11 protein-coding genes are annotated in these 14,531 nt (G+C 49.1%); all 11 read left to right on the top strand.

Annotated elements, in window-relative coordinates:
• Positions 1-14: 14 nt before the first annotated feature.
• The 11 genes from mfd to lysS all read left to right on the top strand — a co-directional run bounded on the left by mfd (position 15) and on the right by lysS (position 14,083).
• Entirely contained in the window at positions 15-3,545 is a 3,531-nt protein-coding gene (gene mfd / locus CBF27_RS07105; protein ID WP_126813632.1) for a transcription-repair coupling factor, read from the top strand.
• Between the two features lie 15 nt (positions 3,546-3,560).
• Positions 3,561-5,129 carry a putative polysaccharide biosynthesis protein gene (locus tag CBF27_RS07100; RefSeq protein WP_126813631.1) on the top strand — a complete coding sequence of 523 codons (1,569 nt, stop codon included), beginning with the start codon at positions 3,561-3,563 and terminating at the stop codon, positions 5,127-5,129.
• 13 nt (positions 5,130-5,142) lie between these two features.
• Positions 5,143-5,409: an RNA-binding S4 domain-containing protein gene (locus tag CBF27_RS07095; protein ID WP_126813630.1), complete on the top strand. Its 267-nt coding sequence runs from the start codon at positions 5,143-5,145 to the stop codon at positions 5,407-5,409.
• Positions 5,410-5,470: 61 nt separating this feature from the next.
• The gene (locus tag CBF27_RS07090; protein WP_126813629.1) at positions 5,471-5,830 is read left to right on the top strand and encodes an FtsB family cell division protein; all 360 of its coding nucleotides are present in this window, start codon (positions 5,471-5,473) and stop codon (positions 5,828-5,830) included.
• 44 nt (positions 5,831-5,874) lie between these two features.
• Positions 5,875-6,318 (top strand): S1 domain-containing RNA-binding protein, encoded by a 444-nt coding sequence (locus CBF27_RS07085; protein ID WP_126813628.1) that lies wholly within the window; start codon positions 5,875-5,877, stop codon positions 6,316-6,318.
• Between the two features lie 58 nt (positions 6,319-6,376).
• Entirely contained in the window at positions 6,377-7,783 is a 1,407-nt protein-coding gene (gene tilS / locus CBF27_RS07080; RefSeq protein ID WP_126813627.1) for a tRNA lysidine(34) synthetase TilS, read from the top strand.
• A gap of 18 nt (positions 7,784-7,801) precedes the next feature.
• Positions 7,802-8,350, top strand: coding sequence for a hypoxanthine phosphoribosyltransferase (gene hpt, locus CBF27_RS07075; protein WP_126813626.1), 549 nt, complete (start codon positions 7,802-7,804; stop codon positions 8,348-8,350).
• 82 nt (positions 8,351-8,432) lie between these two features.
• Positions 8,433-10,517 carry an ATP-dependent zinc metalloprotease FtsH gene (gene ftsH, locus CBF27_RS07070; RefSeq protein WP_126813625.1) on the top strand — a complete coding sequence of 695 codons (2,085 nt, stop codon included), beginning with the start codon at positions 8,433-8,435 and terminating at the stop codon, positions 10,515-10,517.
• A gap of 79 nt (positions 10,518-10,596) precedes the next feature.
• Positions 10,597-11,481, top strand: a complete 885-nt coding sequence (gene hslO / locus CBF27_RS07065; RefSeq protein WP_126813624.1) for an Hsp33 family molecular chaperone HslO — start codon at positions 10,597-10,599, stop codon at positions 11,479-11,481.
• Between the two features lie 15 nt (positions 11,482-11,496).
• Positions 11,497-12,486: a tRNA dihydrouridine synthase DusB gene (gene dusB, locus CBF27_RS07060; RefSeq protein WP_126813623.1), complete on the top strand. Its 990-nt coding sequence runs from the start codon at positions 11,497-11,499 to the stop codon at positions 12,484-12,486.
• A 133-nt stretch (positions 12,487-12,619) separates the two neighbouring features.
• On the top strand, positions 12,620-14,083 hold the full coding sequence (gene lysS / locus CBF27_RS07055) for a lysine--tRNA ligase (RefSeq protein ID WP_126813746.1): 1,464 nt from the start codon (positions 12,620-12,622) through the stop codon (positions 14,081-14,083).
• Positions 14,084-14,531 lie beyond the last annotated feature (448 nt).

Genomic DNA, 14,531 nt, shown 5'->3' with positions numbered 1-14,531 from the left:
GAGGAACAGGCGGGATGTTTATAAAAGAAAGTTTAATCGAACGTATTCAACACAGCTCGCAGGTTCACAGCTGGCTGACGCAAGCAGACAGTCAAGTGCAGCAGCTGATTGTCGGACTGACCGGTTCGGCAAAAATGCTGGTTATGGCGGCACTGCTGTCGAAAAAAGACAAGATTCTCATCGTTTCGCCCAACTTGTATTATGCGACAAGTCTGGTAGATGATTTAAGAAATGTTGTGGACGAGGAGTGGGTCCACTTTTATCCGGTGGACGAAGTGACTTCGGTGGAAATGTCGTTTTCTTCGCCGGAAGCGATGGCAGACCGCATTGATGCGCTGACTTTTTTAGCGTCGGATGATGCGGGCATCGTTGTCACGACACTGGCCGGCATGCGGCGCTATCTGCCGGCACCGGATATGTGGCGGGACCATTTATTATCATTGGAAACAGATGGTACACTGCCACTGGCTGAGTTGCCGGAAAAACTGGTGCTGATGGGTTATGAGCGCCAGCAGATGATCGGCAAGCCCGGCGAATTCAGCATACGCGGCAGTATTGTCGATATTTATCCTTTAACAAGCGAATATCCTGTACGGATAGACTTGTTCGATGATGAAATCGAGTCTATTCGTTTATTTGATGTGGAGACGCAGCGTTCCATCGACAAAGTGGACGGTGTGGTAATCCCGCCTGCCACAGACCGCTTTTTTTCCAAAGAACAGCTGACTGCTGGGGCGGATGTCTTGAACGAATTGACAGAGAAGAAACTGGCAGCCGTCACTAACAATGAGGTGAAAACGTTCGTCGCCGCGCGCAACGAGGCCATCGTTTCCGAATGGCTGCAAGGCCGTCCGGTCGATGAAGGGATGATGTATGCGGATATCTTGTATCAGGGAAAGTATTACCTGACAGATTATATGAGTGCCTCCGACCATTTGATTGTGGACGATTACAGCCGGATCATGGAATCGGAGCGCGAAATTTTGCGTGAAGAAGCAGAGTGGGTCACGCTGAAATTGGAAGAGCAGGTGTTTTTTGACAGTCAGGAACTGGCTGGCGACTTCCGCACGAATGTGAGACAGGCACGCACGTCGAAAACTTATTTTTCCCTGTTTCAAAAAGGCATGGGTAATCTCAGGTTTCAGGCAGTCCATGCCTTTGAATACCGGACGATGCAGCAGTTTTTCGGCCAGCTGCCGTTGTTGAAGGTGGAGATGGACCGCTGGCACAAGCAGCAGCAGACAGTGGTCGTGTTGGCTGAGGACAGCGACCGCGCGAAGAAAATCGAAGAAATTTTCATTGATGAGCATATACCGAACGTTGTCACAGGAAAAGACGAACTGCTGCCCGGCGAGATTCAGATTCAGACAGGCAGTCTGCAAAACGGTTTCGAGCTGCCGGAAGAAAAACTTGTGGTGATTACGGAAAAAGAAATTTTGCACACAAGAACGAAAAAACGCGCACGCAAGCAGACGATTTCCAATGCTGAGCGGCTGAAAAGTTACAATGAATTGAAACCGGGCGACTATGTCGTGCATGCCAATCACGGTATCGGCAAATACATCGGCATGGAAACGCTGGAGAGCCGCGGTGTGCATCAAGACTACATGACGATTTTATATCAAAACAATGATAAACTGTTTATTCCGGTGTCGCAGCTGGATTTGATTCAAAAGTATGTTGCGTCCGAGTCCAAAGCCCCCAAAATCAATAAACTTGGCGGTGCGGAGTGGGCGAAGACTAAGCGGAAAGTGTCGGCGAAAGTCGAGGACATTGCGGATGATTTGATTAAACTTTACGCTGAGCGGGAGGCGCAAAAGGGCTATGCCTTTTCTCAAGATGACGATTATCAGCGGGAGTTTGAAGAAGCGTTTGTGTATTCGGAAACGGACGATCAGCTGCGCAGCATTGCTGAAATCAAAAAAGATATGGAGAAAGAGCGGCCGATGGACCGTCTGCTGGTTGGCGATGTCGGGTACGGAAAAACAGAAGTGGCGATTCGGGCCGCTTTCAAAGCTGTCAAGGACAGTAAACAGGTCGCATTTTTAGTGCCGACGACGATTTTGGCGCAGCAGCATTATGAAACGATGCGCGACCGCTTTGCCGGTTTTCCGGTCAATGTCGGGCTGCTGAGCCGGTTCCGGACCAAAAAACAGCAGCAGGAAACCATCGACGGTTTGCGGAAAGGGATGGTCGACATCGTGGTGGGCACCCACCGCTTGTTGTCGAAAGATGTTGTCTTTGCCGATTTGGGTCTGCTGGTCGTTGACGAGGAGCAGCGTTTTGGCGTCAAACATAAGGAACGGCTGAAACAGCTGAAGTCCCAAGTGGACGTGTTGACACTGACGGCTACACCGATTCCCCGCACGCTGCATATGTCGATGCTCGGCGTCCGGGATTTATCGGTGATTGAAACACCGCCGGCCGACCGCTATCCGGTCCAAACGTATGTGATGGAAAAAAATCCCGGAGCCATCAGAGAAGCCATTGAACGGGAGCTGGCACGCGACGGGCAAGTCTTCTATTTGCATAATCGGGTGGAAACGATTGAACAAAAAGTGGAGGAGTTGCAGCAGCTGGTGCCTGATGCCCGGATTGCGTACGCCCACGGCCAGCTGAGCGAAGTCCAGCTGGAAAACGTCTTGATGGCGTTTATTAACGGCGAGTACGATGTGCTGGTCACGACGACGATTATCGAAACAGGTGTCGATATGCCTAATGTGAACACTTTGTTTGTGGATAATGCCGATTACATGGGCTTGTCGACACTGTATCAGCTGCGCGGCCGGGTCGGCCGGAGCAATCGTGTCGCGTATGCGTATTTTATGTATGAGCCGCAGAAAATTTTAAATGAAGTCAGCGAAAAGCGTCTACAGGCAATCAAAGACTTTACTGAGCTTGGTTCAGGCTTCAAGATTGCCATGCGTGATCTGTCCATTCGCGGTGCCGGCAATTTATTGGGCGCCCAGCAGCACGGTTTTATTGATTCGGTCGGCTTCGACATGTATACGCAAATGCTGCAAGAGGCCGTCAACCGCAAGCAAGGGAAAACAGGTGCCGATGTTAAAACCACAACAGAAATCGATGTCGGGATTGATGCCTATATCCCTTCAGAGTACATTCAAGATGAACGGCAGAAGATTGAAATCTACAAACGGATCCGCGAGCTGGACAGTCAGGAGATGTATGACGAGCTGGAAGCGGACTTGCTGGACCGTTTCGGCGAGTATCCGGATGAGGTCGCCTATTTATTGTCAGTCGGACAAATTAAGATGAACAGCGACTTTGCCTTGGTAGAGAAGATTCAGCGCAACGACAATGTCATAGAGGTCGTATTGAGCAAGGAAGGCACGCACACGTACAACATTGAACAAATCTTCAAAGCGCTGTCCGCAACCACGCTGAAAGCCGGCTTGAGTCCCGGCAGCGACCACCTGATTGTCCACCTGACAATCGGCAAAGGGATGGCACCGGCTGTTTGGCTGAATGAAATCGCCCAGTTTGTACATGGACTGCGCCAGCAAAAATACCAAAAGGCAAGTTAACTGGAGGAAACAGAAATGGCTGAGATGAACCGAAGAAAAGTAATTCAAGGCGCCATGCTGTTGACGGTCACTTCTTTGGTCGTAAAAGTGTTGAGTGCTGTGTACCGCGTACCGTATCAAAACCTGGTGGGCGACGAAGGGTTTTACGTCTACCAGCAGGTCTATCCGCTTTACGGGATTGCCATGACGCTGTCTTTGTCCGGCTTGCCGGTCTATCTCTCCAAGCTGGTGGCTGAGACGCGTGATGAGGCAGCACGGCAAGTCATCACGCAACGCTTCTTCACGGTGGTCATGAGTCTGGCCGCCGTCTGTTTTGCAGGTTTGTTTGCCGGCAGCGGCTGGCTGGCCGCGCAAATGGGGGACAATCAGCTGGCACCTTTGATACGTTCAGTCGCTTTTGTGTTTTTACTGGTGCCTTTTTTGGCGAGCTACCGCGGTTTTTTTCAAGGCCAGCTGCTGATGACGCCGACGTCTGTGTCGCAACTGACCGAGCAGACGATACGTGTCGGCGTCATCTTGGCAGCCGGAATTGTATTTATGACCGGCCGGCTGTCGATTTATCAGACCGGCCAGCTGGCGGTCACAGGCGCCACTGCCGGCGGCTTAGGCGCAGTCTTTGTACTGTTATGGTACCTCAGGCGCACGGGTGCCGTTTGTCCAGTCGGTTTGCAGCTGCCGGACAGGCAGTTTTTGAGCCGGCTGTTAATGGAAGGCGGGACGCTCTGTCTGTACAGCGCGTATCTGGTTTTGTATCAGCTGGTGGACTCCTTTGTTGTGAAAGACGCGCTGGTCCGTTCTGGCCAGCCGGACTTGGCTGCCAAAATCGCTAAAGGGGTGTTTGACCGGGGCCAGCCGATTGTGCAATTGGGGCTGGTGGTCGCTGTTGCGTTGACAACTGCTTTTCTGCCGACGCTGACCACTTTGATTTCTCAAAAGCGGTGGCGGGAGTACCATCAGGCAACGGCACTGTTTTTAAGAATGTCGCTGACGATTGCCAGCGTGGCGGCCTGCGGTCTGGGATGTATTCTGCCTTATATGAACGTGACGCTTTTTGCCGACAATCAGGGCGAAGCCACGTTGGTGATTTTTATGTCGGCAGTTTTGTTCATGTCCATGATTCAATCGTATCAGGCGATTCTCCAAAGTCGGAATCGGATCGCTTGTCAATTGATTGCGGCTGCCAGTGGCATCTTGGTGAAAATAATGGTAACATCAGTTTTGACCCGGACTTTCGGCACAGTCGGAACCAGTTTAAGTACAATTTCGGGGCTGCTTTGCTGCAGTGTCCTGCTGCATGTGTTTTACCGCAAGCAAGTGTCAGTCCAGCCGGTTTATCAGCGCCGCTTTCTCATGAAACTGGCAGCCGGTTTAAGTGCGATGATTGTAACGCTGGCAGGGTACCGCTATTTGCTGAATCAGGCCGGCTGGGAACAGTTTAGCCGCCTGACGACTTTTCTTTTGACGCTGATTGGCGTGGCGGCCGGCGGAGTCGTATTTCTGAAAGTTGCAGCCGGCATCGGACTGTTCACGGAAAAAGAGTGGCATTATATTCCTTTTTGGCCTATCATAAAAAAATACTTATAATCGAGGTGGCAAAATGAGGCTGGACAAGTTTTTAAAGGTATCCAGAATTATCAAGCGGCGCACTGTCGCCAAGGAAGTGGCGGACAAAGGGCGCATTGATGTCAACGGTCAGCTGGCAAAATCATCGACGACGGTGAAGCCGGGCGACCGCCTGACGATTCGTTTCGGCAATAAAACGCTGGAAGTCGAAGTCAAGGAGCTGAAAGATACCACAAAAAAAGATGATGCGCGGAGCATGTACGACATCTTGTCAGAAACAACCCCTGATAATTTGGATTAGACAAGGCGCACGGGACTTGGTATAATAACTGTAATGTAAATTTTCGAATGGAGCATTGAAGATGACAGACAAGCAAAAAGAATCAATGTATGAGTACCAGAAAATCGGTAAAACTTTTGTGTATCGTCGCAGACGTCTGACACTGGTTTTTGTTTTGGCTATTGTCTTCTTTTCAATAGCGGGATTCAACCTTTTCCGGAACGGCCAGCGCTTACTGGCACTTCAAGAAAAAAAAGAAGAAGTCAAAGCCGAGCAGACAGAGGTCAGTCAGGAAAAGAAAGTGCTGAAAAATGAAGTACAATTGTTGAAAGATGATGAATATGTGGCGAAATTGGCACGGGCTAAATACTTCTATTCAAAAGAAGGGGAGCAAGTATACAGTATTCCACAACTAAACAGTTCCATTGATGATGAAAAATAAACATAATAATAATGATGAAAGATTCAAGGAGGAAAAAATTTTTTATGTCGATCGAAGTTGGAGTAAAGCTCTCAGGAAAAGTGTCTGGTATTACAAATTTTGGTGCATTCATTGATCTTGGGAACAAAAAGACAGGGTTGGTTCACATCAGCGAGGTATCAAACTCATTTGTCAAGGACATAAATGATGTGCTGTCTATTGGTGATGAAGTGCAAGTGAAGGTGATGACAGTCGGTGATGATGGTAAAATCGGCCTGTCAATCAGACGAGCAAATGAAGATGAAACAAAGAAAGAAAGTTCCGGTCCAAGAAGAGGCCAATACAATAAAGAGCGATTCAGCCAACGGAAACCTGCCGCGTCCTCCCAGAAAAAAGAGGATTTTGACGCGCTGATGAGTTCCTTCTTGAAAGACAGTGATGATCGACTGAGTTCTTTACGGAGAAACACAGAAGGCAAGCGGGGCGGCCGGGGCGGTCGACGTAACTAGCAAAGATGTAAAAGGATAAGATTGCTTATCCTTTTTTCATTTTTTACGGAGGGAAACGATGAGCGAGTTAACAAGAGATTTTGCCAAAACAGCAGAAGAAAGAACATTGTGGCAGCCGGAGGACAAACTGCTCTTGGCAGTGTCGGGCGGCGTTGATTCCATGGCACTTCTCGATGCGTTTTTGAGACTGCCTGATGCGCTGCGGCCTGAATTTGCCGTTGCGCATGTCAATCACGGATTGAGACAGGCAGCAGTTGAAGAAGAACGTTACCTGAAAACGTACTGCCGCGAGCGGGGTCTCTCTTTTTTTTCAGCGTTCTGGGAAGAAGGCCGGACGATAGTCAGCAATGTCGAACATGAGGCCAGGCAGTTCCGTTATGCTTTTTTTGCTGAAGTGATGGCGGAAAAAGGCTACCGCGTGCTGGCAACAGCCCATCACGGCGATGACCAGATTGAAACAGTCCTGATGCGTCTGGCAAAAGGGAGCGAACTTCAGAGTCTGACCGGCATCAGGCAGCTGCGGCCGTTTGACGGCGGAGTCATTATCCGCCCGTTTTTGCATTTGCCGAAACAAGTCATCGTTGATTATGCCAAGAGCCGCCGCCTTGTCTATTTTGAAGATGAAACGAATCAAGGCGATGCGTTTTTGCGCAACCGCCTGCGCCGGCAAGTCGTACCGGTGCTGAAAGATGAAAATCCCCAGCTGTATCAGCATATCACGTACTTCGCTGCGCAGCTGGATGCGGTCCTCGCTACTGCCCAACGTGCTCTTTTCCCCCTGTATCAGTCCTCTGTGCAGCGGCTGGAAGACGGCTGGGCCATTGCGCTGCCGGCCATCGTGTCGGCGGATGTCCAGACGCAGCGCGTACTGCTGGATATGTTCTGGACGGCATGCTTTGAAGAAGAGCAGCTGGTCGTGTCGTTGAAACAGCGGCAGCAGGTAGTCGAGCTGCTGAATCAGGACTCAGCCAAACCGCAATGGACGCTCAGCTTCAAAGACGACTGGCAGCTTGTGCGGACGTATGACAAATTGCTGCTGAAAAAAACAGCAGCCGGACATGAGGCCGACGCAGACATCCAGCTGATTCCTGAACAGGGTGTGTTTTTGTCTGACACATCATGGCTGATGTTGACAGCAGAAGCCTTGCCGGCGGTCCCGGAGAATGTGCGGCACTGGCAACGGGATGAGATGCCGGTTGATGAACGCTTCAGCCTGCCGCTCACTGTCAGACACCGTCGTCCGGGCGACCGGCTGATACTGGACGAAAAGGGGCGGCGCAAGAAGGTTTCGCGCTACTTTATCGATGAAAAAGTACCGACCGCCAAGCGGGACAGCAGCCGGCTGATTGCTGATGCGGCACAGAACGTTTTATGGATACTGCCAAATAAGAAGTCTTATTTGAGTATTCACAAAGAACCTGATAAAATACATTACAGACTAATATACTTGAGGAAAGACAGTTAGGTTTGGAAGGAGAAACTCATGTTAGAAAAAGACATAAAAGAGACGTTTTATTCAAAAGAGGAAATTCATGAGCGGATTGCTCAGTTGGGCAAAACACTCAGTGAAGATTATAAAGATAAAAACCCGCTGGTCGTGGGAATATTAAAGGGTGCTGTCCCGTTTTTGACGGATTTAGTCAGGGAAATGAACATTCCTCTTGAAATGGATTTCATGGATGTTTCCAGCTACGGCAACACAACTGTTTCCTCCGGGGAAGTAAAGATCTTGAAAGACTTGGACACAGTGGTAGAAAACCGCCACTTGCTGATTGTAGAAGACATTATCGACAGCGGACGGACATTGAACTATCTGGTGAATTTGTTGAAATACCGTCAGGCCTCCTCGGTTAAAATCGTAACGCTGCTGGACAAGCCGGACGGCCGCGTGATTGATATCGAAGCTGACTACGTGGGGTTTGAGGTGCCTAATGAGTTTGTGGTCGGTTTTGGACTGGATTATGCAGAACGTTACCGTAATCTGCCTTATATCGGCGTTTTAAAACCAGAAGTTTACGAAAAAAATAGCTAAAAATTCACACTTAAACAGATAAAGTATGTTATGATTATAAATTGTATAAAATGAAAAAGCTGAAAGTCTAAGGAGGACATTCATGAATAAAAAAAATTCTGGAATGAAGAATACCCTCTATTACATCATCGTCCTGCTGTCGATGGTGATGTTGGTGTATTTCTTTTTTGGTTCAGGCAGTGACCAGTCGCCTGATATCAACTATTCCACATTTTATAAACAACTAAGAGATGAACAAATAAAAGAAATTACGATTCAGCCGACTAACGGCGTTTACCGTATCACTGGCGAGTATTTCGAAAAGCAGGAAGTCAACGACTCCGGCGGACTGCCGGTGTTCGGCAGCCGGACAGCGCCGTCAACCGGCTTCTCTACGGTCGTTTTGCCGAACGATGCGACGATGGCTGACATCACGGCGGCGGCCAAAGACACGCAAACCAAGATAGTCATCAAAGAACAGTCCAACAGCGGCATGTGGCTGTCTCTGATCTTCTCCTTCTTGCCGATGATCTTCCTTATTTTCATGATTTACATGATGATGGGACAGGCTGGTCAGGGCGGCGGCAGCGGCCGTGTGATGAACTTCGGTAAATCGAAACCGAAAGAAGCTGATAAAAAATCAGTCAAAGTCAGGTTTTCCGATGTGGCCGGAGCCGAGGAGGAAAAACAGGAACTGGTGGAAGTGGTCGAGTTCTTGAAAGACCCGCGCCGCTTTGTCGCGCTGGGTGCCAGAATCCCCGCCGGTGTACTGCTGGAAGGACCTCCGGGAACGGGTAAAACATTGCTGGCCAAAGCCGTCGCCGGTGAAGCCGGTGTGCCGTTCTATTCGATTTCCGGTTCTGATTTCGTGGAAATGTTTGTCGGTGTCGGTGCCAGCCGTGTGCGTGATTTGTTTGACACAGCCAAGAAAAATGCACCGTCGATTATCTTTATTGATGAGATTGACGCAGTTGGGCGTCAACGTGGCGCCGGTATGGGCGGCGGTCACGATGAGCGTGAGCAGACGCTTAACCAGCTGCTTGTTGAGATGGACGGCTTCAGCGGCAACGAAGGCGTAATCGTCATCGCTGCAACCAACCGTTCAGACGTGTTGGACCCGGCACTGCTTCGCCCGGGACGTTTTGACCGTCAAATTTTGGTCGGCGTACCAGACGTCAAAGGGCGTGAAGCGATTCTTCGTGTCCACTCACGCAACAAACCGCTAGCTAACGACGTGGATTTGAAAGTCGTTGCACAGCAGACACCGGGATTTGCCGGCGCTGATTTAGAAAACGTCTTGAACGAAGCGGCACTTGTCGCTGCCAGACGCAACAAGAAAAAAATTGACGCGTCCGACATTGACGAAGCGCAGGACCGCGTAATTGCCGGGCCGGCGAAAAAAGACCGTGTCGTCAGCAAGCGCGAACGCGAGATGGTCGCTTATCACGAAGCGGGTCATACGATTTGCGGACTGGTATTGAGCGATGCACGGGTTGTCCATAAAGTAACCATCGTTCCCCGCGGACGGGCTGGGGGTTATATGATTGCCCTGCCGAAAGAAGACCGTTTCTTGATGACAAAAGACGAGATGTTTGAACAAATCGTCGGCTTGCTTGGCGGACGTGTGGCAGAAGAAATCGTGTTCGGCACGAAATCAACAGGAGCCAGCAATGACTTCGAGCAGGCAACCCGTCTGGCACGGAGCATGATTACCGAGTACGGCATGAGCGACAAGCTCGGTCCAGTGCAGTATGAAGGCAATCACCAAGTGTTTATCGGCCGGGATTACGGTCAGACTAAAGCTTATTCAGAACAAGTCGCTTTTGAAATCGATGAAGAAGTCCGCATGCTGCTGAACCGTGCGCATGACAAAGCGCGTGAAATCATTGAAGAACATCTTGAGCAACACAAGATTATCGCAGAAGCGCTGTTGAAATACGAAACATTGGATGCCAAGAGCATCAAATCGCTGTTTGAAACAGGGACAATGCCTGAAAAAGCAGTTGATGAAGAGTTTCCAAGTGAAAAATCAGGGTCTTTCGAAGAAGCTAAAGAAGCGTTAGAACGGAAAGAAGCTGAGAAGCAGCAGGAATCCGGCAAAGAAGAACAGACGGATGCGCCGCAACCTGAAAAAACAACGCATGATTCCGAGTATGAGCAAAATAATTTTGAAGATCGGTACAAATAAGTTATGATAAGTGGGATACAGACCTGTATCCCACTTTCAATTCGTTTAAGGGAACAATTAAGATAGGAAGCGATAAACAATGAATGATTATTTAGTAAAAGCATTGTGCTATGACGGTCAAATCAGAGCGATGGCAGTCCGCTCGACAGAGACGGTAGCAGAAGCCAAACGCCGCCACAAAACATGGCGCGGCTCCTCGGTCGCTTTGGGAAGAGGCATGACCGGCGCGCTATTGTTGGGAGCGATGCTGAAAAATGAAGAAAAATTAACAGTTAAAATCCAGGGAGACGGAACCGGCGGCGCCATCATCATCGATGCCAATGCCAAAGGCGACGTCAAAGGCTACATTCAAAACCCTCAAGCCAACCTTCCTTCATACCAAGAAGGAAAAATAAATGTCCGCGATATCGTCGGTACCAACGGCAGTTTGACAGTCATCAAGGATTTGGGGCTGAAAGAGCCGTTTTCCGGTCAAGTGCCGCTGATTTCCGGAGAACTGGGTGAAGATTTTACTTATTATCTGGCGAACTCGGAACAAACACCATCCTCTGTCGGACTTAGCGTACTCATCGATTTTGAAGAGGAAAGTGTCAAAGCTGCCGGGGGATTTGTGATTCAGGTAATGCCGGGGGCAACCGATGACACATTGACGGATATTGAAAACCGGTTGAAAGAGTTGCCGGCGATTTCCGCTCTGTTAGATGAAGGCAAATCACCGGAAGGCATCTTGGAATCTCTGTTTGGTGCGGACAATATTGAAATACTTGATACAATGCCAGTCCAGTTCAAATGCGACTGTTCCAAAGAACGGTTTGCTGAAGCGTTGATTGCAGTCGGCGAAAAGGACTTGCGCGAGATGATTGAAGAAGACGGCGGCGCAGAGGCAGTCTGCCATTTTTGCGAAAACAAATATTATTTCACCGCGGAAGAGCTGGAGCAGTTGATTATTGAAGGGAAAAGCTAGAGGGGGCAAACGATTTTGTGGAAAATAGGTAATGTGGAAATTCCAAACCGAGTGGTCGTGGCACCCATGGCCGGTATCAGCAATGCGGCTTTCCGGGTGACTGTAAAAGAGTTTGGTGCAGGACTGGTCGTCTGCGAGATGATCAGCGACAAAGGCATCCAGCACCGCAACAAAAAGACACTCGATATGTTGTACATTGATGAAAAAGAACACCCGCTAAGCTTGCAGATTTTTGGCGGCGACAAGTCGACACTCGTCGAAGCGGCCAAATTTGTCGAAGCTCACACGGAGGCAGACATTATCGACATCAATATGGGGTGTCCGGTCAATAAAGTGATTAAAGCAGAAGCAGGCGCCAAGTGGCTGCTTGACCCGGATAAAGTGTATGAGATGGTCTTTGCAGTTGTGTCGGCAGTCACTATTCCAGTCACTGTCAAAATGCGTATCGGCTGGGACGAACAGCATATTTTTGCTGTGCAGAACGCCCTTGCTGCGGAAAAAGCCGGTGCGGCAGCTGTGGCGATGCATGGACGGACCCGCGTACAAATGTATGAAGGAAAAGCCAATTGGGATATTTTGCGGGAAGTCAGCAGCGCCTTGACGATTCCCTTTATGGGCAACGGCGATGTGCGCACGCCGGAAGATGCGGAGCGCATGCTGGCAGAAACCGGCTGCGATGCTGTCATGATCGGCAGGGCAGCTTTAGGCAATCCGTGGATGATTTACCGCACCCGTCATTATCTCGAAACCGGCGAACTTTTGCCGGAACCGTCGCCGGGCGATAAAATCGATATCGCCAAAGTGCATCTGAAGCGCTTGATTGCGCTGAAAGGTGAAAAAATCGGCGCACGGGAATTCCGTCAACATGCGGCCTATTACTTGAAAGGCATTCCGCGGGCAGCCAAGACCAAAGTTGCCATCAATCAAGCGGAAACCGAAGCAGAAATAACGGATATTCTTGAACAATTCATCGAGTCATTGGCGAGCAAAGGCTTGACCCGCTAAAAAACTGAAAGAAAAGGCAATTTCGACTTGCCTTTTTTGTTTTTAGTGTGGCATTATAGATACGACACGACTAGAGAGAAGAACTGGGGGAATAAATACGGTGACAGAACAAACCAACACTCATCGTGAAGAGATGAATGACCAGCTGATTGTGAGACGTGAAAAAATGGCGGCGCTGCGCGAAAAAGGCATCGACCCGTTTGGCGGCCGTTTTGAACGCACACACAGCTCGGCAGAGATTCATGAAAAATATGATGGCAATACAAAAGAAGAATTGGCTGAGCTGCATCTGACAGCGACCGTTGCCGGTCGGATGATGACCAAACGCGGCAAAGGCAAAGTCGGCTTCGCTCATTTGCAGGACCGGGAAGGCCAAATTCAGATTTATGTCAGAAAGGACGAAGTCGGAGAAGCGGCTTATGACCTTTTCAAACAGGCTGACTTGGGTGATTTTATCGGTGTCACAGGCGACATCATGAAAACAGATACCGGCGAAGTGACAATCAAGCCGACAGAGCTTGTCATGCTGACGAAAGCCTTGCGTCCGCTTCCGGACAAGTATCATGGCCTGACGAATATTGAGCAGATCTACCGTCAGCGCTATCTTGATTTAATCAGCAACAGAGACAGCTTTGACAAATTTATCAAACGCAGTGAGATTATCAAAGAAATACGCAATTACCTGAACGGGCACGGCTACTTGGAAGTGGAAACACCTACGTTGCACAATATGGCCGGCGGTGCGGCAGCCCGGCCGTTCATCACACACCATAATGCATTGGACATGGATTTGTATTTGCGGATTGCGCTGGAATTGCACCTGAAACGGCTGATTGTCGGTGGTATGGAAAAAGTGTACGAAATCGGCCGTGTTTTCCGGAACGAAGGCATTGATACAACACATAACCCTGAGTTTACCATGCTGGAAGTCTATACAGCCTATACAGACTACAGAGACATCATGGACTTGACAGAAGGCATCATCAAGCACACTGCCGAAAAAGTATTAGGTACCTTTGACGTCACTTACGGAGACCACACAGTCCAATTAGGAAACGAGTGGAAGAGAATACATATGGTAGACGCCGTCAAGGAAGCCACAGGCGTTGATTTCTGGCAAGACATGACGGACGAAGAAGCCCGGGCGCTTGCCAAACAGCACGGTGTAAAGATTGAAGAACACATGGGATACGGACATGTTGTCAATGAATTTTTCGAAGAATTCGTCGAAGCCCAATTGATTCAACCGACATTTGTTTATGGACATCCGGTGGCAGTTTCGCCGCTGGCCAAAAAGAATGCCGAAGATCCGCGTTTTACCGACCGATTCGAAGTGTTTATTGTCGGCAAAGAATACGGCAATGCGTTTACAGAGCTGAATGACCCGATCGATCAAAGAGAACGCTTTGAAGCACAAGTGCGCGAAAAAGACTTGGGCAATGATGAAGCCCATGGCGTGGACGAAGACTTCCTTGAAGCGCTGGAATACGGCATGCCACCAACTGGAGGCCTTGGTATCGGTATTGACCGGCTGGTGATGCTCTTGACAGACTCGCAGTCTATCCGGGATGTGCTATTGTTCCCGACCATGAGATAACCGAACCGCACACACTGATTAACCGGCAGGTTTGTTGCCTGTGTTTAATCAGTGTGTTTTATTGTATTTATCTGACGCAGAAAAAGGCGTGAAGACACAGCGGAATCAAGTGATTGATACACTTATCAAAAAAAAGTGAAAAAATCGCTTTTTATAGTTGACTAAAAGATAAGAAGTTGGTATATTATAACGTGTTGTTAAGTTGCCGGACACAAACCGGCGATACCAGCAAAATATTTTAAAAAAGCAGTTGACAAGTGAAAAGATGTTATGCTAAGATATGAAAGTTCGCGTCGGAGCACGACAATCAGTCGCGCGTCAGCAGAAAAAACTTTTCAAAAAAAGTCATCAAAACAGTTGACAAAACAAACGCCAGCTGTTATGATATAAAAGTTGCTACAAACGCACACGTAGACCTTTGAAAACTGAATAAAGTAAGACGAACCAA

This window comes from Vagococcus acidifermentans (assembly GCF_003987655.1).
Taxonomy (GTDB): domain Bacteria; phylum Bacillota; class Bacilli; order Lactobacillales; family Vagococcaceae; genus Vagococcus_B; species Vagococcus_B acidifermentans.
This window is presented reverse-complemented; position numbering and strand designations above follow the sequence as displayed.